The following is a 23,548-nucleotide window of genomic DNA, read 5'->3' on the forward strand; positions in this document are numbered from 1 at the left end:
ATAGAAGTGGGCGATTGTAAACCGCTAAAAGCAGTCCAATTCTCATTGAACTAAGAACTGTAAGAAACAGTACCTTTATAACATAGAGCTTATTTAGTAATCTAAACAAGCTAATCTTTCGATAAGCTATAAGTATAACTGTTTTCTAGTGTAGCCTATAATTAATGCGCCCCTATTACGTAAGTACCTTTACTGTGTAGCAGCCTTAGATTTCAAGGTAATTATAAGCTATGAGGGGATTTTTCTCTATGACGAATATTCTGTTTCAAATCGTTGATATATATTTTATTAAGTTCTGTATTTGAAGTCTTATTCCAGTTGGCTTCACTAACAGCATAATTCGTATAATAAGTATTAAGATTAAACATATTTTTTATAGTTAAATGAATACTTTGGGTAAGGCTTTCCTCATGGTTATAGGCTAAGATTGAATAAGCCTTAAATTTCGCTTCGTTACCTATGTATAATATATTCAGTAAGTTATTAAAATTTTCACCGTTGAGTTTATCTTTATATATTCTCGTAGAAGAATTTATTTCCATTCTCAAAATATTCACCACCTTTATTAAATAGTCTTTATTATATTATACGATAATTGCAGCCATAATATTAAACTATATTAAAATAATTCAGCTACAAAATTCATTGACCTCTATAGAAAACGGAGTCTTCTTTTGCGAACAAAGATAAAAAAGAGCCTAATTGGCTCTTAGTTTTGTAGAATAGCTTTCTAGGTTCTTCTACTTTTTCCTGTAATCATACTAACGATGAACACTATCGCAGCTATTACAAGTAACCAATGGATCATAAGGCCACCAACGCTAAATACAAGCCCCAAGACCCAGAAAAACAATACTATTCCGCCTATCCAACTTAAAAAGCCCATATAAAACACTACCTTTCATAATGTGTTTGTTTAAATAAATCTCTTTAAATATTATAATGACCAAAATTTCATTTTGTATTCGCATTACTCATTTTAATTTAGATGCACATTTAGGACAAATATTCCATTCTGAATCTACTGCACATCCACAAGAAGCACAATTATCTTTCAACTTATATCCGCAGAAAGGACAAACCATAAAATGGTCATCTACAGGCTTTCCACAAGTTAAGCAGATTTTTTTAGTGTAGGAATTTCTTACTACTAGATAAATTATTAAACCAATAAAATTTGGAACAAATATTGCCACAGTAGTCCAAAGCCAAGGATCCATACCTCTTTGCTTTGAATCCTTAAATACAAAACGACCAACTCTATAGATTATTCCAATGATTAGTACAAATGCTAAAGGAAACAAAATAAGAATATCTATTATTTTAGAAATTTTTTGGTTTCCATTCCCATAATCTGATGCTATACCAAATATACATAAGGCCACACTTGATAAAAATAATAAACAAAATACTGTTAAAATAACGAAAAATATTTTTTTTGAATTTTTCATTTAAATCACCCCTTTAATTAATGGTTGTCAATTTTAGTTCGAACTGTTCTTTAACAAGTATTACTGGTACTATTGATAAGCTTGAAATAAAACTCCATAAAATATATAAGGTTATAACGCCTTTTAAATTAAACTTAAAATATACAATAATAATTAAAGCTATAATTGAAATAACATTTAAAAAAACTGATATGCATATTATTAGTAAAAAGTGTTTGATATTTATTTTTTCTTTAGTATTTCGAATTAAATTTTTAGGGATATTAATATCCTCATTACCTAATTCAAAGAGAAGCTCTTCTAAATATTTATCTTCCATAGTTATTATCCTCCATATATTTTTTTAATAACTTTTTAGCTTTATTTAATCTGGATTTTACAGTTCCTTCAGGTATTTTAAGAATTTCCGAAATTTCTTTTTGCTTTAGTTCATTGAAGTAAAATAATATAACTACCATTCTGTATTCATCTTTTAAATTAACAATACCATTTTGTAACTGTTTTTTATTTTGGCAATTATCATATGACTCCTCAGGAAGATAAGTAGTTGCCCTTACATTATCCATTACAATGTTTTTATCGCTAGTATCAAAGAAATCTATAGATTTTGAAAACCACCGCTTAATTTTTCTATAATTATCCTTATATAGATTAATAGCAATTGTAAAGAGCCAAGGCTGAAAATTCTTACTTCTGTCAAAGTCATTCATATATTTAAAAGCTTTTATCCAAGTATCTTGAAATAGATCTTCAGCATTAGTATTGTTTCTATGCAGATTTATACAAAGCTTATACAGGGGAGTCTTATATTTTACTATAAATAGGTCAAGACCTTGATTTTTATCAATATTATAAATTATCCAAATAGAATTATCATCCAAAATCTTGCCCCCTTTCACTATTTACTACGCATGAACATATAAAAGGTTCACTAACCCTTATCCAAATCCACTTTAATTCTACAACTTCATATGAATATTTCAATACATTTTTTATGTTTTTTTTACAATTATAGCATTATAGAGTTTATATAATTGATTACAGTTTCTATGATAAATGCTACAATATATTTAATGATATAATTTATTGTAGCATTCTAAATATTTACACGAAGGGGTGATGATAAATTGTTAGATAGATATAAAAAAAATATAACTACTTTATCAATTGATGAAAATGAAAAACTGAAGGATTATACCGTATGCGTAGTAGGTTCTGGAGGTTTAGGCGGATATGCAGTAGAAATGTTAGGTCGACTTGGAATAGGACACATTATTGTGGTAGATTATGACGTGTTTGATGAATCAAATTTAAACAGACAGATACTTTCTGACAATAAATCCTTAGGATTTAAAAAAGCTATTATCGCAAAGAATCGTATGGCGGATGTTAATCCTCTTGTTAAAGTGGATGCAATAGTTGAAAAATTTACAAGCTTAAATGGGCGAAATATCTTAAAGGATGTAAATATTGTTGTGGATGCATTAGATAATATGGAAACAAGATTAACTTTAGAAGAAATCTGTGAGGAGCTTAATATACCAATGGTACATGGTTCTATAGCCGGATGGTATGGACAAGTTACAACAGTTCTACCTGGTGATAAAACCTTAAGCCGTTTTTATGCTGGAAAACCTCTAAAAGGTATAGAGGATAAGTTAGGTAATCCCTCCTTTACACCAGCTTTAGTTGCCTCTATACAGGTTAGTGAAATAGTAAAACTACTTATTGGCAGAGGCGAAATTTTAAGCAAAAAGATGTTATTTATTGATACGCTTATGCAAGAATACGAAGTTGTTAAATTATTTGATTAGGTATAAAAAAATCACAGGCCTACCCCCTGTGATCATAATACTGGATGTTGAAGCAGAATGTGTATTTTTTGAAAGAAACTTGCTAGAATATCTCAACTACAGTACCTACATTCACATAGTTGAAAAGGTCCTCTACATCACTAGCATACATTCTCACACAGCCGTTTGAGGCAGCTGTACCTATGGAAGCTGGATTATTTGTGCCGTGTATACCGTAATGAGGTTTTGACAAACCCATCCATCTCGACCCAAAAGGCCCACCAGGGTTAAGCTGTTTGTTAACCACAGTAAAAGTTCCCATAGGAGTAGGTGTTGTAGGTTTACCCACAGCAACGGGATATACCTTGAATAACTTTTTATTTCGATATAAGGTAAGGTTTTTCGTTATAGTATTTATAGCAATACTATAAATACTTGGAGCAACAGGAACACATATAACTAGTCCTTCATACAAATTTTCAGGAACTACAGTAGGATTTGCATTTAATAAGCTCAGGAGAGAGAGATTGAATAACTTTGCAATTGACCCAAAAGTTTCTCCTTTGCGAATAACATAGGAGTTAAACATCGGGCATACTGTTTGCTGCGTTTTTTCCTGTGATATACAGATAACCTGCCCTATCCTTAAATTTTTAGGTACAATGCCTGGATTTACTAATAGAATTGCTTCTATTGTAGTATTAAATCTATTGGCAATTCCAGCTATTGTGTCTCTTGTTTTTATTTCATAGGGAGACGTACCGATAGGACATATAGGATCCTGTATCTTAGTTAGTGGTATACAAATTACCTGCCCTATTCTTAAACTTTCGGTATTAATGCCAGGGTTTAATGAAACAATAGCAGCGACTGTTGTATTGAATTTGCTTGCAATTTTATACAACATATCACCATTTTGAACTACGTAAGCCGATGCACCGGTAGGACATTGACGATTTGAATCTTCATAATTTATATAACTCACCTCGAAATTAAAATATTAAATAAAAACCATCACAGTATTTTTACAGTTGTAACTACAGGTATAAGATTAAAAAGTTCACTTATATCCTTGTTGGACAATACTATACTACGACCTTCTGAAATGTTTTTAATAAACTGTGGATTATTTGTACCTTGTATACCTAACCCGGGTTCAGAAAGTCCAATCCATCTTGCACCTCGTTCTACCCCAGGATCTACTTGCTTATTCACTACTTTAAAAGTACCTCTGGGAATTGGAGTAGTAGGATTTTCAATCCCGATTATGTATATTTTGAACACATTACCGTTTTGATATACTACAAGCCTCCTTTTACCTACATCGATTTCAACGTTAACAAGAAGTGGTGCAACAGGTATACATAATACCTGATCTTTATACAAATCATCAGGGTCAATTCCATAGTTTGAGTACAACAGCTGCTGAACTGTAATATTAAAGCCGTTAGCAATTGAATAGAGGGTATCTTCATCTACCACAACATAGTAATTAGTTGTGGGACAAGAAGGATACATTTGAAACATTAAAGGGACGCATATTAGTTGCCCTATTAGCAATGCATTTGGGTCTATGCCAGGGTTAAACTTCAGTATGTCTTGTACAGTAGTGTTATAGAAGAATGCTATATTTCCCAAAGTATCCTTCTCTCTAACTATATAAGGTACTGATCCAGCGGGACACTGGTTATTAGGATTTCGATAAGTCATAGTTATCACTCCCAAAAATGAATATATTTCCATAATATTCTATACCTATTAAATATGTTACGATATTTGCATGCTTTATTTTATTTATTATAGATTTAAATTGTTCTAATAAAAATAAACAACCTCTTAATGAGGTTGTTTTTTATTTATCACTTTTTTATATTACGTTTTTTATTTTAAAATATTATTCAGATTCCGTTTCATCGTAAATAAAATCTTTTAAACCATCAAGCAGTTTTTTCTTATCTAGCCTTTCAATATTGTTTATTGACTTAATGTGTTTTATTAATTTGTTCCTTAGATTTTCATCATTTTTATCGGTTTTTTCGTTAATATAAAATTCCTCTCCACTTTCAACAATTCTAGAACTATAGTCATTAGAATCCAATAATTCTTGAAAGCTCTCCTGTGCTTCTTTATCCCCATGAACAAGAAGAATTTCCTTTGGTTTTTCCATAAAGCTTTCTATCCAATTGAATAACCCGTTTCTATCAGCGTGTCCTGATAATCCCTCTAGGTTATAAATATGAGCTTTAACAGCAATTTGTTCTCCAAATATTTTAACTGTTTTTGCACCATCTCGTATATATCGCCCCAAGGTGCCTTCTGCTTGATATCCTACAAAAACAAGCGATGATTCTGGTCTCCATAAATTGTGCTTAAGATGATGTTTAATCCTGCCTGCATCACACATACCACTTGCAGAAATAATTATTGCATTGCTCTCAATTTTATTTAATTCCATCGAATCATTTGAGGAAACTGAGAAATTCAAACCATCAAATCTAAATGGATAATCCCCTTTCATTACAAGTTCTTTAGCCTCTTTATCATAATCCTCATCATGGCTTTCAAATATCTTTGTTGCTCGAATAGCTAAAGGACTATCGATATAAACCTTAATATCCTTCAAATCTTCATTTTCTACATATTTATTTAATTCGTATAAAATCTCCTGAGTCCTCCCAACTGCAAATGAAGGTATAATAACATTTCCCCCTCTTGCAAAGGTCTCCTTAATTATTTTTAATAACTCCTTTAAATTTTCACGAATCTCAGGATGAACTCTATTACCGTAAGTAGTCTCTATTATCAGGTAATCTGTATAATTAATGATGGTTGGATCCTTTATAATTGCCTTATTAATATTGCCCAAATCACCACTGTACACAAGCTTTACTTCTTCTTTATTTTCTTCTGTCATATATAATTCAATAATAGCAGACCCCAAAAGATGTCCCGCATCTCTAAATCTTATTTTTAGCCCATCAAAAACCTCTATTATCTCATCATAGGGAAATGCTCTAAAAAGATCAAGAGATCGTTCAGCCCATTTAACTGTATATAGTGGTTCTATAGCTTTTAATCCCTGGCGTTTTCTTTTTCTGTTTTTCCACTCCATCTCAGATTCATGAATATGTCCACTGTCAGGAAGCATAATACTGCATAAATCCATTGTTGCTTCAGTGGATAAAATCTCTCCCTTAAACCCCATCTTGTAAAGTAGTGGTATTCTTCCACTATGATCTATATGTGCATGTGATAAAATAACATAGTCTATCTCTTTTGGATTAAAATCAAATTCCTCATTTCCAAATTCTTTTTCACCTTTGCCCTGATATAAACCACAATCAAGCAAAACAGTCTTTCCATTTATGTGTAAAATGTGGCATGAACCTGTAACAGTTTTTGCTGCTCCATAGAATTGAATTTTCATAATAATCCTCCTGTTCATCATGTAATAGGTGCTTTATATACTGTTTAAAAGAATTACACTAAATTTCGTCTAAAACTTTCAAATTATTCAGATATTTCTTTCTATTATAACAGAAATATGATAATAAACATAGCTTGATTATTAGACTATCTATCCTTTGTTTGTGGTTTTTTATATAAGCCTTACAACTATCCTATGGAATACATCTACAGTATCTTCTAAATTCAGGGAGGCATCTTTTATGTGATGGTATACTTCTCTATATTTTATTGCATTCATTGGATCGCTTGTTTTAAATATAACGGTCATTCCATCTCTATAAAGCTTCTCTACTTCAGTATGAGTAGCTCTCATTTTAATTATATATTCTTGTGACTTAATCGGATTATTTTTCAGTATATTTATTGATTCTAAAAGAAAGTCTGTACCTTCTTTTAGTTTAGAAACCATTAAGGTTATGATATCATCTGGTGCTACTTCAAAAGTTTCCATAGAGAGTAAGGTTGATTTGGTATATTTTATTATCTTATCCATTGCAATAGAAAAAGAATATATATCAGCCCTATCAAACGGAGTAGTAAAAGCTTCTATTAATTTGCTTTCCATACTCATTCTAGCTTCATCAGCATCTTTAACATACAAAAGTAGATTTTGCTTTTCTTCATCAGATCCACTACTCAGCCATTTTTGTAGCATATCTACCCCGAAAGCATTTATTTCTGCTTGATTGTATAACATTTCATAAAAATCATATTTATCTGGGAAAAACCTATCCATAATACTTCCTTTGTCCATATTTTACCTCCACTATATTATTTTAAAAATTAAATTTAATAATTGATATACAACAGCAGAAACAATTGCAGTTAGTGGTATTGTAATAATCCAAGCAATAAGAATTTCTTTTGTAATACCCCAATGTACCATTTTATATTCATCTGCTGCACCTACACCAATAACACTCCCCACTACCACATGAGTTGTAGATACAGGAGCCCCAATTATAGTAGCTATGAAAACTGAACCTAATGAGGCTAATTGAGAATTAGTGCTATGAATTGGTCCCACTGTATATATTCCTCTCCCGATAGTTTTAATTATACTCCATCCTCCAAGCATTGTTCCAATAAACATAACCGTTCCACCAGAAATCCGCACCCAAACTGGAATACCCTGCACAGTTACACTTCCTCCTGCCACTAATGCTAATGTTATTATTCTAAATATTTTTTGAGTATCATTAGCTCCGTGGCTATATGCAAGAATTGCTGCAGTCACCCATTGTATTTTTTTAAGGGATTTATTTACAGTAAATTTAGCATTTCTAAGTAGAACCTTGCTTATTTTTTGTAGAATAAAAGCAACAATAAACCCCAAAAGCGGCGAAATAACTAGTGCCGCAACTACCTTTACAATCCCTGTAATTTGGTGATTTGATCCAATAAATTGCTTAAAGCCCCATAATACATGAGTATTTCCTGAAGAAACCCAAACTGCTCCTATAATTCCACCAATTAAAGCATGGGTAGAGCTTGAAGGTAGCCCCAATTTCCAGGTAACTAGATTCCATATTACTGCTCCAAGCATTGCAGCTAGAAGTATCTTAAGCAAGAAGGGATTCGCTGGTAGATCTATTACATTAGAAATAGTATCTGCTACCGCGCTTCCTCCAAAAATTGCACCTAAAAGGCCAAAAACTGATGCAACACCAATAGCTTGCTTTGGTGTCGCTGCTCCGGAAATGATAAAAGTTGCCACTACAGAGCTTGCATCATGAAGTCCATTTGATAAAGCAAAAATAAGTGCAATTACAATCACACTTATTAAAATCATGGTAATACTGATGGGTATCATATCATCACATCCTAATACTAATAATATACCATATATATTCTCATTCTATTGCAACTCAATTCTTTTTATGAACGATCTGCCCATTCTAAACTAATTTCAACAATTTCTGGAACAGCAAAAAATCTTATAGGCAAAGTTCCATTACCTATGCCATTGGTTAATACTATATTTCTATTTTTCTCATGAACTATTTTCTTCGAGTACTTTTGACCATATTTTGAAGATGTATGAGGTGCGTATAATCCAAAAAAAGTTACTTGACCACCATGAGTATGTCCTGAGATTCCTAAGTCATAATTAATCAGGTTTTTATAATCACTAAAAAAATCCGGATTATGTGATATAGCAATAGTAAACACATCGCTACTTTCTTTAAGTAAATTAACCTTTTGATTTCCTTTAACTAAATCATCCATTCCTATTAGTTGTATACTATCTTTCTCAATATTAAGAGATACCTTTGTATTTTTAAGTAGCTTAAAATAACTTGAATTTATTTCATTTAGTAAGGATTCCCTTCTGTTAAAATAATCATGATTCCCTAGCACTGTAAAAACTCCTAACTTAGATTCTAATTTCCTTAGTATTACAAAGCTTTCTTCTAAATACTTACTTACTTACATCCTTATTACTTTTCACTGAAATATCTAAGTAATCCCCACCTATTATTACAATATCCGGCTCTAATTTATTAATTCTATTGACTACCTTTATCAATCTCTTGGCCATGAAAAATCTTCCATAGTGTATGTCTGATATAAAAACAATTTTAAAATTGTTAAAACACTTTGGTATCTTAACATTTTTAATTCTAGTTTTTCTGACTCTAAAAACTTGAGCCTCAATTAGCATCCACAATAAAAATAAAAGAAATAAATATATTAAAATATGAAATACATTAGTCATACATTCTCCCCTTTGCTAAACTCTATAACTACTGAAGAACTTTTAAACACAAATCCGTTGCAATAGTAACAAAACTTATTTATTTTGTCATGTAATATATTAACATCATACCATAATTATTATAAACTTATATCTGCTATAATCTAAGACAAATAAACAAATCCTCTTAAAGCTAAGAGGATTTGTTCGCTATATATTATTTATTAAATTCCCAAATGTATAAATTAACCCAATTAATATGAATATTACAGGAATAACTAATACCGTAGAAAGTTTACTTACATCTTTTTTAATTGCAAAATATATTGTTGGAACAGCAATTGTAATCCATATAAGAATATCAGTCAGTGCATCCATAGCCTTAAGCGTATTTATATTTACCTTAAATTCTAAATAAATAAGAATTCCTAATGCGATATACATTAATTTAAAGTATTTATCATTTTTAGTGTGACTCACTAGAACACGCCCTATTAAAACTAAGAAAAAAGCCAATATAGCTAAAGCGACTTGAAATCCAGCACTAATTTTAGTTCCCCCTCCCCCATTAATCCTCTTAATTATTTATATTGATTTTACTACGTAAACATTCCAACATCAAAAAATAAGCTATTATGGTATTTTAAGTACATCTCTGAGTGCTTTGGCAACGCCATCTTCATCATTTGAAACTGTTACTAAATCTGCTATATCTTTTACGACCTGCTCTGCATTTCCTACTGCAATAGCATACCCTGCATATTCAAGCATGCTTATATCATTATGATTATCCCCTATAGCAATAATTTCTTCTCTTTTTATTTTCAGCATCTCTGCTAAATTCCTTAAAGCATTGCCTTTAGAAACCCCCTCTGACATAATATCTAGCAAATTCGTAGATGATTTAACAGCCTCTATACCAGAAATTTTATTTATTTCACCTTTAACTCGTTCAAGAAGTTCAGAATCATCATTGCTAACTAAAATTTTATATACTTTTTCATCTAAGTCTGTATAGATATTGTCAACGATTTTTATAGCAACCTTTTCTTCCTCGCATAGACTCTCATTACGCTTTTCAAAATACTTCATTCTTCCTTCTATACTTTCACTATAAACTGTATACTCACAATACACAGCAAATGTAAGATTATTTAATTTGCATATATCTATAACTTTTGTAAAGTCTATTTTTTTTATAATCTGTGCATTGTAGAACTCACCCTTAATAACATTTCTAACTAAAGCACCATTACAAGAGATAACTGGGGTATTATTTCCTATTTGCCTCAGATACGGTTTAATCATTGTATCCAATCTTCCAGTAGCTATAGAAAATAAAATCCCTCTTTCATTTAATTCTTTAACAATTTTTAAATTCTCAACAGAAATTTCATCTTTACTATTTAAAAAAGTTCCATCCATATCCGTAACTACTAGTTTGTAACTCATATTAATCTCCCATATCTTTATTATTTATTACTATGTTCCTTGTTTTGGCCATAGTATGCATTTTTACCATGTTTTCTTAGAAAATACTTGTCCAGAAGAGTACTGTCAATAGCTACTAGATCCTTATTTAAATGAATACTCCTATAAGCCATTTTTGCAACATCTTGCACATATGTTCATTATATTGCGGATAACATTTTGATTCCACATATTTATAACTTTTTTTTCTTAAATTTACATTGATTTTAGAATTGATCATCCATAAACATTATAATAATATGAAAATATACTACATTTAGAAGTGTTTTGTCGCATCAATGAAATCAAATGGTATAATATGAATAACAAGACCATAAAGAATCCTAAGGATGCCATAATATTTATATTAAAACAACCAATGTAATTCATAAACTTAATACATAGAAAGAGGTGCTAGTTATCAATAAATTAGAAAACAGTAATTTAATTATAGAAATTAATGAACATGGAGCAGAACTAAACAAGTTATTTTCAAAAAAGCATAATATAGATTTCCTATGGAGTGGTGATTCAAAATATTGGGGGAGAAAATCTCCTGTATTATTCCCTATTGTAGGGAGACTTAAAGACAATGAGACAATAATAGAAGATCAAATTTATAATATGAATCAGCACGGCTTTGCAAGAGATTGTACTTTTAAATTGATTAATGAAAGTACAAGCAGTATAACGTATTCTCTGATTGCTAATGAAGAGACAACAAAAAAGTTTCCATATAATTTCGAATTACTAATTTCTTATAAATTAAAAGAGAATAGTATCGAAGTAGTTTGGAATGTTAAAAATAATGATTCCAAAACTATGTATTTTTCAATAGGAGCTCATCCTGCTTTTAATGTACCCTTTAATAGTGGAGAAGACCTAGAAGATTATTATTTAGCTTTTAAAACTGATAAAGATGTTGAAAAATACACCTTTCAAATTCCATATATAAAAGAGAAAAATAAAGTTAAAGTACCTAAAGATATATTTATAAAACCCGAATTATTCGTGAATGACGCTTTGGTTTATAGTGGAATTGATGAAGTAGCATTAAAATCTAGGAATAATGACATAGCTCTTACAATTTCTTTAAAAGACTTCCCCTTCGTTGGCATATGGTCACCCTTTTATAAAGAAACTAGCACAATGGCTCCATTTATATGTATTGAACCTTGGTATGGCATAGCAGATTTAATGGACACTACAAAGGTTTTTAAAAACAAACTCGGCGTAAATAAAATAGAAATTGGTGAAGAATTTAACGCTAGTTATGAAATAACTATATCATAATTATTTTTACTGAATTGGTTCTTATACCCGCAAGAATGTTAATTCTGATGACAGTTCTTGTGGGTGTTTTTGTTTTTCTCACTTTATTGGTCTTTTAGAATATTTAAATAGCCACATTTAATAATTGTAATTTTTTTAGTATGTCTGGGTGCTTTTTCTTCAAATTAACTATCTTAAAGTCGTTATCAACGAAGGCATGTTTTGTACTCCCTTTAGCGATTTCTATACCATCATTTTCTCTAATAACCGAATAATTGAAGATTACCTTTACTGGAGTCAATTCCTCTATCCATGTTTTAATTATTAATTTATCGTCATATTTTGCCCCTTGAATATATTTACAATTACTTTCAATCACTGGTATCATTATTCCGATTTTTTCCATGTCAGAATAACTCATACCAATTTTTTTTATAAATTCTGTTCTTCCCACTTCAAAGTATACTAGATAGTTAGCGTGGTAAACTATACTCATCTTATCTGTTTCCGCATACCGAACAACTATTGTATTTTCACTTACATACATATTTAAGCCTTCTTCCTAAAAATTTTTTCAATAACTATATCATAGCATATATCGTAATAAGTTGTATTTCAAAAATATAGAAAACATGTTACAATTTAAGTGGAATTGTTATTAAAGAAATAGCTTTTTCGGAGGGGATATGAATGGATATGGATACTTTGACAAAAATAATTATTATTGTTGATATTTTTGCTTTTTTAATAACATTAAAAAAACTATATATAGTAAGCCATCATGGTAAAATTATTATAAACGCAAATAAAAGTAGATTTCGGGCTATATTTTCGGTTATATTTGGGGTTGCGATAATTATCAGCGGGAGTATACTAGGGTATTTAAACTATATGCAAAGCGGTTATATTTTTTCTATTTTATTGTCTATATTATGGATTAAAATTTCAATTTCTAATATAATACGGGATTTACATCGTTCAGAAATAAGAGAAAATGGGATATATGGCTCTGGACACTTTTATAAATGGTGTAAAGTTCAAAGTTATAGTTGGATATCACCAACTACTATTCACTTTGAAGTTGATACATTTTTCAAAACGGATTACAGTTTTGAATTTATCGTAAAAGAAGAATTAAGATCAAAAGTAAATGAAACAGTACAAAAATATATTCTTCAAAGCAGATTTAAGGGAATTTAAAAATTTTAAATATTATAAATAGCTTGTTTTTACATACATATAAAAAAAAGCACCCCAGGGGTGCTTTGGAATGTGGACGGCTAAGATTGCTACATTTTTAAGTTTCTGTACCTATTATATGCTGCCATTATTTCTTGTTTCCTAGGTAGCGCTAAACTGCCGCTTCCACCTTTTACTCGTTCCATAGATATAAGCCCATTTTTCTCAATTTCACAAATTATATTATCCACCATATTTTCAAAACTTAAGCCCCTATTCATAATACTCGCTTCCGCCCATTTCATAATAGAACCTATGGCATTTACTTGTTCAGTATCAACTATTTGTTCCACAGCCCTAAGATTAATATCCTCTCTATTTATGCTAAGTGTATCTAGTCCTATTGCTTTTACTTTAACGCCTTTTTCTCCTGACTTAATAGTTCCAGCTTTAACTACTCTATTAAATGTAATATCTATTTTTAAATTTCTATCATTAATTCTTTTTATAATATGGCCGTGACTTAGCTTTTTAGCCTCTATTGTCACGTCCACAGCTTCATAATTATCCATTTGTATAACAGAATCTGCTATGTCAAAAAAGTCGCCTGAACTTCCTACTACTATTATTGTTGAAATACCCTTTTGCTTATATAGTGGTCTAACTATTTCAATAAACGGTGTAATTGGTTCCTTTTCCGTGCAAACTAATTTTTGCATTAAGTCATCTCTCATCATAAAATTAGTTGCCGAGGTATCTTCATCTATTAATAACACCTTAGCGCTACTTCCTATTCCCTCTATAATATTTGCCGCTTGCGATGTACTACCACTGGCATTTTCCGTATAGAATTCTACAGTGTCACGACCATTAGGTAAGTTATTTATAAATAGCGATATATCCGTTTTAGTTACACACCTATTATCTTCTGCTCTTATTTTTAAAGCTGATTCATCCGTTATAACAAACTCTCTACCATCACCTTCAATATGATTATAAACTCCAAGCTCTAAAGCTTTCAATAACGTAGATTTACCATGGAATCCTCCACCTACTATAAGAGTTATACCAGTTGAAAGACCCATGCCGCAAATTGTACCCTGGGTCTTTGTATTAAACTCTACTTCTAATTCCTTTGGTGAAACAAATACTTTACCACCTTTTAATGCCTTTGTAGATACACCACTTTCTCTAGGTAACATGGCTCCATTAGCTACAAATGCAACCAGTCCTCTATTCTTAAGCTCAGCTCTAATATATTCTTGATCTTCAACTAGTTTTACTCTATTTAATAACTTTTCACAATTAATATTTTTATATATTAAAGTATTCTCCACAATGTTTGGTATCACATTATATAAAATTTTCTCAAGTTCTCTTGACAGAACACTTCTTCCTCTTGCAGGAAAACCAACATAGAATCTTGCCTCTATTTTATCATTATCTATTATTATTGAAGTTCTAGTTAAAATTTCCTGTGGGCATCGACTTATGGCAATGAGTCCACTCTTTCCAGATCCAAAAACCTTTGTGCTACACCTATTTATATTAGAATAAAACTCTCTTGTTAAGTAATCAGCTACTGCAGTATTTTTGTTTTTATTATCAAAAAGTTCTTTTGGGAATTCAGCAATATTTTGGTTAACTATTACTCTAATTCTTGATGGTGATGCAAAGGGATCCCCCTGAACATGATCTATGCTAAGTATATAATCTTCAAAATCATATTCCCCTGCTAAATCCTTATAAAGCCTATAGCTTTTTCCATCAATTCTATCTAATTCTTTTTTTAATGCATCTGAATTTTTCAACTGTTCATCCCCTCCTATTATCCATTTAATATTCTAAGTGTTTCATCCATATTGGAAGTTAACCCTGCTATTATTAATCTATCTCCCTTTAATATTTTTGTATCCCCATCTGGAAGAATTTCAACTCCATCCCTAATTATTTCAAATATTCTAAAATCAGTTGAAAATCTTAATTTTTTTAGAGTTTTATTATAAATTAAAGGATTTAAAGGTATAATCTCCATAATCGCTATTTTATTCTTTATGTTATTCTCTACTTTATCTATATTCTCATATCTAAATATTTTGTCAAAACAAATAGGAAATAATATACATGATATTAAAACAATCAATACAAATGCTGAATATATTGACGACTTCATTATTCCTAGATTAAAAGCCATTTGTGCACCAACTATTAATACACTTAGCTGTGAGGATAGTATAACTCCACCCGCGATAGCTTTGTTATATCCAAACCCAAAAGCCATAAACAGAGAGGGTATTAATTTAACAATAAAAATCACAAATAAAAATACTGGAATATACAAAAGCGATTTAGGCTCTTCAAAAATACTTGAAAGATCCATGTTAACTCCAACCATTATAAAAAATATTGGAATTAAAAACCCATAGCCTATAATATCTAGTTCATATTTTAATTCTTCCTTTTCTTTATCTAATATGAATGTAAAGATAATTCCTGCTAAAAATGAACCTAGCACTACCTCTGTGTCAATTTTCTGTGAAATTGTAACAAGTACTAACATTAATGCAAATGCTGCACGAACACCAATGTGTAGTCTGCTAAAAGCACTTGCTGATAAATCTAATATATGTGAAAATCGTTTTATAATTTTATAAATTAAAAGAGATGCCAAAAATAAGATAAGAAATAAGAAACTTTTATAAGTTAATCCATTAATCATAGTTGACGAAATTATACTTAATGAAATTAGACATACGAATTCACTTATTAATGAAAATATGAGTATGGTTTGACCATAATCCGTGTTTAATATCCCCCTTTCTTTTAGAAATGGTACAAGAAGCCCCGGTGCTGACGCTGTAAGTAAAATAGTTATAAAAGGTACATTTTTAATAATACCAAATTTATGCATAAGTGATGAAGATATATATGACACTACAAGTGATATTCCAAACATGCCAATGCACATTATGATCCTGCGAATAACTTTTTTCTTTTCAGATTTTACATTTATTCTATCAAAATCTAACTCTAACCCACTTAAAAACATCAAATATGCAAGTCCAAGATGAGATATAAAATTTATCCAAATATCATCATGCACTAAGTTCAAGAAACTTTTTCCAATTATGATTCCAACCAAGATTTCCCCTACAACAAAAGGAATTTTAAATTTTTTGATAGAATTAATGATTAATGGTGTAATAAATGCAAAAATAGAAATGATTAATAATGAATCATAATTTATATTCTCCATGTTATAAACCTCCTATGATAAAAGATTAAACGGCCTTATCCCAATGAATTTAAGGGTTTTAGCCGTTTAAGTCAACTTTACTATAATCCGAAATTATTTACTGTCCCCTGTTATTTTTGCCTACTAAACCTCCGCCATTACCTGATGATGAGCTCTGTGTTCCATATGTTGCTGCTCTCTTTGAATTTTTTTGGGAAGAAGATTTTGCATTTCTTTCTTCAATTATTTTTTTCATTTTTTCCATGCTTTTGTTTATATCATTTTTCATATTTTTTACCTTCTTTATTGTTAATTTTTTATATTTATTACAACGCCTACATTGTAAATCAATATAGGCAATGAATATTTGCAAGGTTTGCTTTTTATTTTACTAATCTATTATACACCAGAAAGAATACTTTGAGTGAAAATTATTAAGTTTAAACTTCTATTTTAGCGATAGAAGTTTTAACAGATACATTGTTAATATTCCCAAGTTTTCCAGTCAAACTATTTATTTCATCAAGGCTGCCAATTACAGTAATAGAAATCACAGTAATTCCTTCTTGAAATGGAACTCCCATTCTACCCCTTATCATTCCCTTAAACTCAGAAACCACCATATTAAAAGTTTGTTGGCAGGCTTCTGGCTTTTCAAGTATTGCACTAATTACGGCAATTTTTTTCATAAACACCCTCCTCAAATTTAAAAAACTTCCTTTTACTAAAAGAAAGTTTTTGTGTTCTCATATAAAATGTTATCAGGTTTCCTTATTTATAATTAGTTTATCAATCCCTATATATTATGTCAATACATTTGACAATTTTCACTTGTAAAGATTTAATAAATTTGATATAATTAAATTGTTAAAAAAATATCTAATTAGATTTTTTTGAGAGCATTCTTAAATTATCTAAAACTCATAATTAAAAACCTTACATTGTAGAGCAATCTTATATGATAGGAATTTGTGCAAATCGTCCGTAAAACTTTTTTTGTTTTACAAACACAAATCCTTCTTATTTATAAGAAGGAATTTTTTATTTTTAGGGGGGAACTTAAAATGAATATTAATGAAAAGACTTGGGTAGAAAATGTAATTAAACAAAATGAAATCGATGATTACTTAATCGACGGTAAAGATTTTATTGATGAAAATGAAATCGAGAAAAAACTAAAGGCAAATATCGATTATTCGAAAGATGAGATCAGAAAAATTATCAACAAATCTTTAAATATTGAAAGATTGAGTTTTGATGAAAGTGCTGCACTTTTAAATGTAAAAGATGATTCTCTTTTAGAAGAAATGTATTTAGCTGCTGCAGAGGTAAAAAGAAAAGTTTACGATAATAGAATCGTTTTCTTCGCCCCTCTTTATTGCGGGAATTCATGTGTAAACAACTGTGAATATTGTGGTTTTCGTAAAGAAAACAAAGAAGAAGTTAGAAAAGTTTTAAACATGGATGAAGTTAGAAAAGAAGCTGAGGCAGTAATTGATCAAGGTCATAAAAGAATGATTGTAGTATACGGTGAACATCCTAAAACTGATGCAAACTACATTGCAGAAACTATTAAAGAGATTTACAAAGTAGAAAAAAAATCTAAAAGTGGAAAAACAAATAGGATCAGAAGAATAAATATTAATGCTGCTCCTATGTGCATAAATGATTTAAAAAAGCTTCATGAAGTTGGTATAGGAACTTATCAGGTTTTTCAAGAAACTTATCATAAAAAATCATATAGTGAGGTGCATAAAAGTGGTCCTAAATCAAATTATAGATGGAGACTTTATGCTCTTCATAGAGCTATGGATGCTGGAATTGATGATATTGCAATAGGTGCATTATTTGGTATTTATGATTGGAAATTTGAAGTTATGGGTCTTTTATATCATACTGCAGATTTAGAGAAAAGATTTGGAATTGGCCCACATACTATATCTTTCCCACGAATGACACCCGCAGCCGGATCAGATCTTAGTAGAAATTCAAAATATGCAGTAAGTGATAAAGATTTTAAAAAACTTGTTGCTGTTTTAAGACTTTCTGTACCTTATACTGGTTTAATAATCACTGCTAGAGAAGAAGCTAAAATTAAAAAAGAAGTAATACAAATAGGTTGTACTCAAACAGATGCTTCAACAAAAATTGGAATTGGTGAATATAGTGCCGATACTAAAGAAGAATTAGAAAGAAAACAACAATTTACAATAGGCGATCCTAGAAGTCTTGATGAAGTTGTTCGAGAATTAGCCGAAATGGGAAAAATAACTTCATTCTGTACATCTGGATATAGATGTGGTAGAACTGGCCAAAAGATAATGACACTTCTTAAAAAAACTGAAGAAGGCAAGTTCTGTAAACTGAATGCCGTCCTTACTTTCAGAGAATATTTAGATGATTATGCAAGTGAAGAAACTAAAATAATAGGTGAAAAACTTATATTAAAGGAATTAGAAGAAATAAGCACTATGGATTTTTACAAAAAACATAATTTAACTAATATAATGACAGATTATTACAAAAGAATTTCAAAAGGTGAAAGAGATTTATTTATATAAAAAATATTTTAGACTTATATTATAGTAATTAAGGAGAATATATATGCTTAATAATTATAAAGATCTCACTGATAAAATTCATAAGAAATTCAATGTTAATCTAACTCTATGTAAGATAACTGGGCAAAGATGGTCTTATGTATATGAAGTTGGAAATTTTATACATGGTAATCAAAAAATAAAAATTAACGATAATTATGGATTAATTATCGATTGTGATGATGATACTGCAGCGCAAGTCAAAATTTCAATGTAAAGAAGGATAGAAGAAATTGAAAACAGTTTCTTCTATCCTCCTTTTCCAACAAATTTTTTTGTACATTTTTCTTCTTCTGGTTTTAAAATATCTTAAGTTGTTTTATGAAATCAGTACACCATTTGTCTTTCTTTAATAACACTAGATTTTAAATCATCCAAAATCTTTTCAAATTTACTTGGGTCTATATTATATATGATACACATGTCATCAAAGTATAATGAGTATGAAAAAGAATCTGGATTGGCATTAAATATAAATTTAAAATTAAATTCTGGTGCTTTTAAACTAGGCAATTTAACTCCTTTCAAAATATCAAATACGATATCTATATAAACACCTGGACAACCACCTTGAATTTGAAATTTAAGTCCATCCGAATTAAAAACACAGTTAAATATCTCAATATTAAAATTAAAATAGGGACTTTTATTTAAATCATTACCTCTATCTTGTTTAATAAATATTCGTCCTTTTTCCCATAATACCTGTTTATTTAAAACTTTGAATTCGTGTAATGTCATTTTTCTTTCAATACAGTTTAATACCATATTCTATTCCACCTCTTACACTTATTTTGGAAGTTCTAGTGATAAAGCCTTTATTATTTAACTTAATATTAATTTCATTTATATCCATAAAAAAAATCTCATAAGTAAATTATACCATTATATTCAATATATTACTGGTTTTTATAGTGATCTATTACAAAATATATATTTTGTAATAAAAGCATTGATTTTATCATTTTAAAGCAGTAAAGTATAATAGTGTAATAAGTTTTCTATAAATTATGAAAGGAATGGTATTATTATGAAAACAGAATTAGAAAAAAAGTACGGGCTAATTACTGCAATAGCAATGGTTGTTGGCATCGTAATAGGCAGCGGCGTTTTTTTCAAGGCAGAAAAAGTGTTAACTGTAACTGGTGGGGATCTTAAACTGGGTATTTTAGCTTGGGTTATTGGCGGTATTATTATGATTTCTTGTGCCTATACTTTTGCTGTAATGGCAACTAAATACGAGAAAGTAAATGGCATAGTAGATTATGCAGAAGCTGCTATGGGTGAGAAATATGGATATTATGTGGGCTGGTTTATGGCAACAATTTACTATCCAACATTGACAGCTGTTTTAGCATGGGTTTCAGCTAGATATACCTGCGTATTATTGGGATTTTCAATTACAGGTGGAGAGTGTATGACTATTGCCTGTCTATACTTAATAGGTAGCTATGCTTTAAACGCATTATCACCAGTTTTAGCTGGTAAATTTCAAGTTAGTACAACTATTATAAAACTTGTCCCACTGATTTCAATGGCTATAATTGGGACAATCGCTGGTATCAATAGTGGTATGACTATGATTAATTTTACAACAGTAGTAGAAAAAGTACCTACTGGCAATGCATTATTTAAAGCAGTTGTTGCAACAGCCTTTGCCTATGAGGGTTGGATTATTGCTACAAGTATCAATGCTGAATTAAAAGATGCAAAGAAAAATCTTCCACTTGCCCTTGTTGGAGGAACTTTTATAATCATGACTGTTTATATTTTATACTATATAGGGCTAGCTGGAGCTGTAACAAATGAAGTTATGATGAAAGGTGGAGAATCTGGTGCTAAATTAGCATTTCAAAAAATATTCTCCTCTGCAGGTGGGTCTCTAATATTTGTATTTGTTATTATTTCTTGCCTCGGAACACTAAATGGATTAATGCTGGGATGTACCCGTGGTATCTATTCACTAGCAGCAAGGGGTTTTGGACCAAAACCAAAAATATTCAAACAAATAGATAGTGAGACTAATATGCCAACAAATTCATCTATACTTGGACTACTTCTTTGTGGTATATGGTTATTATTCTTCTATGGCGCTAACTTAACAACACCATGGTTTGGATTCTTTTGTTTTGATTCATCAGAATTACCTATAGTTACTATTTATGCATTATATATTCCTATTTTTATTATGGTAATGAAAAAAGAAAAGGATTTAAGTTCATTTAAAAGATTCGTAATGCCTATTATTTCATTAGTAGGATGCGTATTTATGATAATTGCTGCTTGTTTTTCACATGGAATGGCAGTTGTTGCATATCTAATTATCTTTGCAATTGTTATGGCTATTGGTGCTATGATTAACAAACAAAAATTTAAAGTTTCTGTTACCACAACTGAGGTTGTACAATAATTAATATGTTTTAAGGGATTCCCATGCCAGGGAATCCCTTTTATTATTATAAAAATCTAAGATTTATTTGTAACCGTTTTTCAAACCTAACCCAATAGGTACTATGATTAATAAAATTAAAAAAGCAATAACAACACCTGCATAACCCCCTACATTACCAGTAAGATTACTAATCAAACAAGATAGGCTACTATAAATAAAATATCCTATACCAAAAACAACAAAAATTAAGCCTAATGATTTATTTTCTTTATATGGCTTATTTTTGAAATATAAAATAGAAATATATATACAAACACTGGAAAAAGCAAAGAAAAAAAGCATCAAAATAAGAAAAGGAATCATATTAATAAAACTAACACCTGAGACAAAACCAAAAGACGGTAGAATAAAAGTTGCTAAAAGCACCCCTATAAAAATCAATACAGATGGGATAAGTAGAAAAAAACCTATTAACTTAGGACTTATTGGCTTATTACACATAATATCACACCTTTCTAAAAATATTTCTCTAATCTTTAAATAGATTAATTTAATATTATTGTATTACTATTTTACAAATCGTGCAATAATTCTTACTATTGTTGCTATAAATGAGGTTGGTTTTCTATTTATTTTATTTCTACTGAATGACTATCTAAATATTTTAGCCTCTCATCACTAAGTTTCACCTTTGATTTTAGAATATCTACCGCAGCTTTTGGAAGGTATGATTCCTCTCCTGTAATCTCATAGGGAATGCTTAGATAATAAGCAACGAACATCCTTACTGAGGATGTGCCTATTTCTGTACCAGAATCTTTTAAACTTCCGTAGATTGTTTCAAGATCTTTTACTTTAAAACTGTTTAAATCTGAAGATTTAATAGCAAAAGCTTCCCCAAGTATCTCTACTGGAATCTTGAAAGAGCTACTAATATCTTTAAATGTATAAGAACCTCTAATGTCAGAAGGATTATATTCACCCATAGCTTCTCCAGATTTTATAGTACTCGGAACCTTTGTGGATTCTGTTTTCCATAATCCAAAAGCCTTGGTTACTGCTATTCCACCAAATAATACAACAATAATTACTAAAGGTAAAACATAAGTTTTTATCTTCATAACTTATTTACCTCCCTTTGTAGATAAATTTACTGTATCTGCTATAGGACAAGCATTTTCAGAGCTACATTGCATACATGAAATACATTGATGATCAAGGATAACTTCATGTTCCGATACTTTAATATTCATCGGACAAATATTGTCGCAAGCCTTGCAGGATATACAGGTATTCTTGTTTGTTCTAATTTTAAAGCTTCTAAATAGATTAGTTATTCCAAGTAAAGCACCATAAGGACAAACATATTTACACCAAGGTCTTTCAACAAATAGGGAAGAAATCATAACTAATAATAGAATAATTATACTAGCTACTGAAACTTCGCTTGTCCAGAAATTAAATAATGCAAAATATGGATCCACATCTGCAAAAACTATTTCGGCTGATATTGCAGTCATATAAAGCACACGAGCTAAAACTATATATCTTAAATATCTTAAATATTTATCGTATTTGTATGGTATAAATTTGTTATATTTTTTACCAAAAAGTTTCTTTCCTATTTTTGCTATCCATTCTTGGAAAGTTCCAAATGGACATATCCATCCGCAAAACAAAGGACCAAACCCTACAGCAAGAATAAATCCAATGATCATTAGAATAAATGAGGACTCATGAATTTTCTTTATAAAAGTTCCATCACTAAAGTATTGATATATTGTTACAACTCCACCAAATGGACATAGTGCATGTAGTGAAGCGCTGGAGAGTAAAGCTATACCTCCTCCATTCTCAATAAGGGTATGATTAATAGCGATAAAAGCAATAAGTGCGAAGAAAAATATTTGAACCCATTTTCTAACCTTAAATGTTTTGTTTTTCATATACGTGGTCTCCTTTCCTTTAATTCTTATGGGTTCATTATAAC

At 30.1% G+C, this 23,548-nt stretch carries 30 protein-coding genes and 1 pseudogene; 6 read left to right on the top strand and 25 right to left on the bottom strand.

The features are described 5' to 3' along the window. Positions 1–221: 221 nt before the first annotated feature. The 5 genes from JJD95_RS02115 to JJD95_RS02135 form a co-directional block, all read right to left on the bottom strand. Positions 222–548, bottom strand: a complete 327-nt coding sequence (locus JJD95_RS02115) for a hypothetical protein (protein WP_291639879.1) — start codon at positions 546–548, stop codon at positions 222–224. 182 nt (positions 549–730) lie between these two features. Beyond that, positions 731–886, bottom strand: a complete 156-nt coding sequence (locus JJD95_RS02120) for a lmo0937 family membrane protein (protein ID WP_291639881.1) — start codon at positions 884–886, stop codon at positions 731–733. An 88-nt stretch (positions 887–974) separates the two neighbouring features. Continuing rightward, complete coding sequence (locus JJD95_RS02125; protein WP_291639883.1) at positions 975–1,451, bottom strand: zinc ribbon domain-containing protein; 477 nt, start codon at positions 1,449–1,451, stop codon at positions 975–977. A 13-nt stretch (positions 1,452–1,464) separates the two neighbouring features. Beyond that, positions 1,465–1,770: a hypothetical protein gene (locus JJD95_RS02130; protein WP_291639885.1), complete on the bottom strand. Its 306-nt coding sequence runs from the start codon at positions 1,768–1,770 to the stop codon at positions 1,465–1,467. Further along, on the bottom strand, positions 1,760–2,332 hold the full coding sequence (locus JJD95_RS02135) for a sigma-70 family RNA polymerase sigma factor (RefSeq protein ID WP_291639887.1): 573 nt from the start codon (positions 2,330–2,332) through the stop codon (positions 1,760–1,762). Before JJD95_RS02135 ends, JJD95_RS02130 begins: the two co-directional genes overlap by 11 nt. A gap of 246 nt (positions 2,333–2,578) precedes the next feature. Here JJD95_RS02135 and JJD95_RS02140 point away from each other — a divergent pair, with 246 nt between their 5' ends. Further along, entirely contained in the window at positions 2,579–3,265 is a 687-nt protein-coding gene (locus JJD95_RS02140; protein WP_291639889.1) for a HesA/MoeB/ThiF family protein, read from the top strand. An 82-nt stretch (positions 3,266–3,347) separates the two neighbouring features. On the opposite strand, the gene JJD95_RS02145 is transcribed toward JJD95_RS02140, so the two are convergent. From JJD95_RS02145 to JJD95_RS02195, 11 genes and pseudogenes are all read right to left on the bottom strand, one after another. After that, positions 3,348–3,701, bottom strand: coding sequence for a L,D-transpeptidase (locus tag JJD95_RS02145; RefSeq protein ID WP_291639973.1), 354 nt, complete (start codon positions 3,699–3,701; stop codon positions 3,348–3,350). Beyond that, a pseudogene (locus tag JJD95_RS02150) lies at positions 3,702–4,229 on the bottom strand (LysM peptidoglycan-binding domain-containing protein); the annotation flags it as partial. It abuts the gene before it with no gap. A 29-nt stretch (positions 4,230–4,258) separates the two neighbouring features. Further along, positions 4,259–4,954, bottom strand: a complete 696-nt coding sequence (locus JJD95_RS02155; protein WP_291639891.1) for a LysM peptidoglycan-binding domain-containing protein — start codon at positions 4,952–4,954, stop codon at positions 4,259–4,261. A gap of 184 nt (positions 4,955–5,138) precedes the next feature. Then, positions 5,139–6,671 carry an MBL fold metallo-hydrolase gene (locus tag JJD95_RS02160; RefSeq protein WP_291639893.1) on the bottom strand — a complete coding sequence of 511 codons (1,533 nt, stop codon included), beginning with the start codon at positions 6,669–6,671 and terminating at the stop codon, positions 5,139–5,141. A gap of 171 nt (positions 6,672–6,842) precedes the next feature. After that, positions 6,843–7,466 (bottom strand): DUF47 domain-containing protein, encoded by a 624-nt coding sequence (locus tag JJD95_RS02165; protein ID WP_291639895.1) that lies wholly within the window; start codon positions 7,464–7,466, stop codon positions 6,843–6,845. A gap of 12 nt (positions 7,467–7,478) precedes the next feature. After that, positions 7,479–8,525: an inorganic phosphate transporter gene (locus tag JJD95_RS02170; protein WP_291639897.1), complete on the bottom strand. Its 1,047-nt coding sequence runs from the start codon at positions 8,523–8,525 to the stop codon at positions 7,479–7,481. Positions 8,526–8,590: 65 nt separating this feature from the next. After that, complete coding sequence (locus JJD95_RS02175) at positions 8,591–9,112, bottom strand: metallophosphoesterase (protein WP_367114771.1); 522 nt, start codon at positions 9,110–9,112, stop codon at positions 8,591–8,593. A 22-nt stretch (positions 9,113–9,134) separates the two neighbouring features. Continuing rightward, positions 9,135–9,431 (bottom strand): metallophosphoesterase, encoded by a 297-nt coding sequence (locus JJD95_RS02180; RefSeq protein ID WP_291639901.1) that lies wholly within the window; start codon positions 9,429–9,431, stop codon positions 9,135–9,137. 189 nt (positions 9,432–9,620) lie between these two features. Continuing rightward, positions 9,621–9,890 (bottom strand): hypothetical protein, encoded by a 270-nt coding sequence (locus JJD95_RS02185; RefSeq protein WP_291639903.1) that lies wholly within the window; start codon positions 9,888–9,890, stop codon positions 9,621–9,623. Positions 9,891–10,043: 153 nt separating this feature from the next. Then, a complete protein-coding gene (locus tag JJD95_RS02190) occupies positions 10,044–10,862 on the bottom strand; it encodes a Cof-type HAD-IIB family hydrolase (protein WP_291639905.1) in 819 nt (272 codons plus the stop codon). A gap of 20 nt (positions 10,863–10,882) precedes the next feature. Next, entirely contained in the window at positions 10,883–11,014 is a 132-nt protein-coding gene (locus JJD95_RS02195; RefSeq protein WP_291639907.1) for a hypothetical protein, read from the bottom strand. A 277-nt stretch (positions 11,015–11,291) separates the two neighbouring features. On the opposite strand from JJD95_RS02195, the gene JJD95_RS02200 reads away from it, so the two are divergent. Then, positions 11,292–12,173, top strand: a complete 882-nt coding sequence (locus JJD95_RS02200) for an aldose 1-epimerase family protein (RefSeq protein WP_291639909.1) — start codon at positions 11,292–11,294, stop codon at positions 12,171–12,173. Between the two features lie 103 nt (positions 12,174–12,276). Here JJD95_RS02200 and JJD95_RS02205 read toward each other — a convergent pair whose 3' ends face one another. Next, the gene (locus JJD95_RS02205) at positions 12,277–12,699 is read right to left on the bottom strand and encodes a thioesterase family protein (RefSeq protein WP_291639911.1); all 423 of its coding nucleotides are present in this window, start codon (positions 12,697–12,699) and stop codon (positions 12,277–12,279) included. Between the two features lie 143 nt (positions 12,700–12,842). Between JJD95_RS02205 and JJD95_RS02210 the strand changes: the two genes are divergently transcribed. Then, complete coding sequence (locus JJD95_RS02210; RefSeq protein ID WP_291639913.1) at positions 12,843–13,352, top strand: hypothetical protein; 510 nt, start codon at positions 12,843–12,845, stop codon at positions 13,350–13,352. An 89-nt stretch (positions 13,353–13,441) separates the two neighbouring features. Here the strand turns inward: JJD95_RS02210 and JJD95_RS02215 are convergent, their stop codons facing one another. From JJD95_RS02215 to JJD95_RS02230, 4 genes are all read right to left on the bottom strand, one after another. Then, a complete protein-coding gene (locus JJD95_RS02215) occupies positions 13,442–15,142 on the bottom strand; it encodes an ABC-ATPase domain-containing protein (protein ID WP_291639914.1) in 1,701 nt (566 codons plus the stop codon). Between the two features lie 17 nt (positions 15,143–15,159). Next, positions 15,160–16,587, bottom strand: a complete 1,428-nt coding sequence (locus JJD95_RS02220; RefSeq protein WP_291639916.1) for a cation:proton antiporter — start codon at positions 16,585–16,587, stop codon at positions 15,160–15,162. Positions 16,588–16,684: 97 nt separating this feature from the next. Further along, positions 16,685–16,855, bottom strand: coding sequence for a hypothetical protein (locus JJD95_RS02225; RefSeq protein ID WP_291639918.1), 171 nt, complete (start codon positions 16,853–16,855; stop codon positions 16,685–16,687). Between the two features lie 151 nt (positions 16,856–17,006). Continuing rightward, on the bottom strand, positions 17,007–17,255 hold the full coding sequence (locus JJD95_RS02230) for a TM1266 family iron-only hydrogenase system putative regulator (protein ID WP_291639920.1): 249 nt from the start codon (positions 17,253–17,255) through the stop codon (positions 17,007–17,009). A 375-nt stretch (positions 17,256–17,630) separates the two neighbouring features. Here JJD95_RS02230 and hydG point away from each other — a divergent pair, with 375 nt between their 5' ends. Together hydG and JJD95_RS02240 are read left to right on the top strand one after the other, a co-directional pair. Continuing rightward, positions 17,631–19,127 (top strand): [FeFe] hydrogenase H-cluster radical SAM maturase HydG, encoded by a 1,497-nt coding sequence (gene hydG / locus JJD95_RS02235; RefSeq protein WP_291639922.1) that lies wholly within the window; start codon positions 17,631–17,633, stop codon positions 19,125–19,127. Positions 19,128–19,170: 43 nt separating this feature from the next. Next, the gene (locus tag JJD95_RS02240; RefSeq protein WP_291639923.1) at positions 19,171–19,383 is read left to right on the top strand and encodes a hypothetical protein; all 213 of its coding nucleotides are present in this window, start codon (positions 19,171–19,173) and stop codon (positions 19,381–19,383) included. 110 nt (positions 19,384–19,493) lie between these two features. Here JJD95_RS02240 and JJD95_RS02245 read toward each other — a convergent pair whose 3' ends face one another. Continuing rightward, entirely contained in the window at positions 19,494–19,934 is a 441-nt protein-coding gene (locus tag JJD95_RS02245; RefSeq protein WP_291639924.1) for a hypothetical protein, read from the bottom strand. Between the two features lie 262 nt (positions 19,935–20,196). Here JJD95_RS02245 and JJD95_RS02250 point away from each other — a divergent pair, with 262 nt between their 5' ends. Further along, positions 20,197–21,576: an APC family permease gene (locus JJD95_RS02250; RefSeq protein ID WP_291639926.1), complete on the top strand. Its 1,380-nt coding sequence runs from the start codon at positions 20,197–20,199 to the stop codon at positions 21,574–21,576. A gap of 63 nt (positions 21,577–21,639) precedes the next feature. On the opposite strand, the gene JJD95_RS02255 is transcribed toward JJD95_RS02250, so the two are convergent. The 3 genes from JJD95_RS02255 to JJD95_RS02265 form a co-directional block, all read right to left on the bottom strand. Beyond that, a complete protein-coding gene (locus JJD95_RS02255; RefSeq protein WP_291639928.1) occupies positions 21,640–22,059 on the bottom strand; it encodes a hypothetical protein in 420 nt (139 codons plus the stop codon). A 128-nt stretch (positions 22,060–22,187) separates the two neighbouring features. Next, on the bottom strand, positions 22,188–22,679 hold the full coding sequence (locus JJD95_RS02260) for a hypothetical protein (protein WP_291639930.1): 492 nt from the start codon (positions 22,677–22,679) through the stop codon (positions 22,188–22,190). 3 nt (positions 22,680–22,682) lie between these two features. After that, a complete protein-coding gene (locus JJD95_RS02265) occupies positions 22,683–23,504 on the bottom strand; it encodes a 4Fe-4S binding protein (protein ID WP_291639932.1) in 822 nt (273 codons plus the stop codon). Positions 23,505–23,548 lie beyond the last annotated feature (44 nt).

The organism is Clostridium sp. (genome assembly GCF_016650035.1).
GTDB lineage: Bacteria > Bacillota > Clostridia > Clostridiales > Clostridiaceae > Clostridium_AD.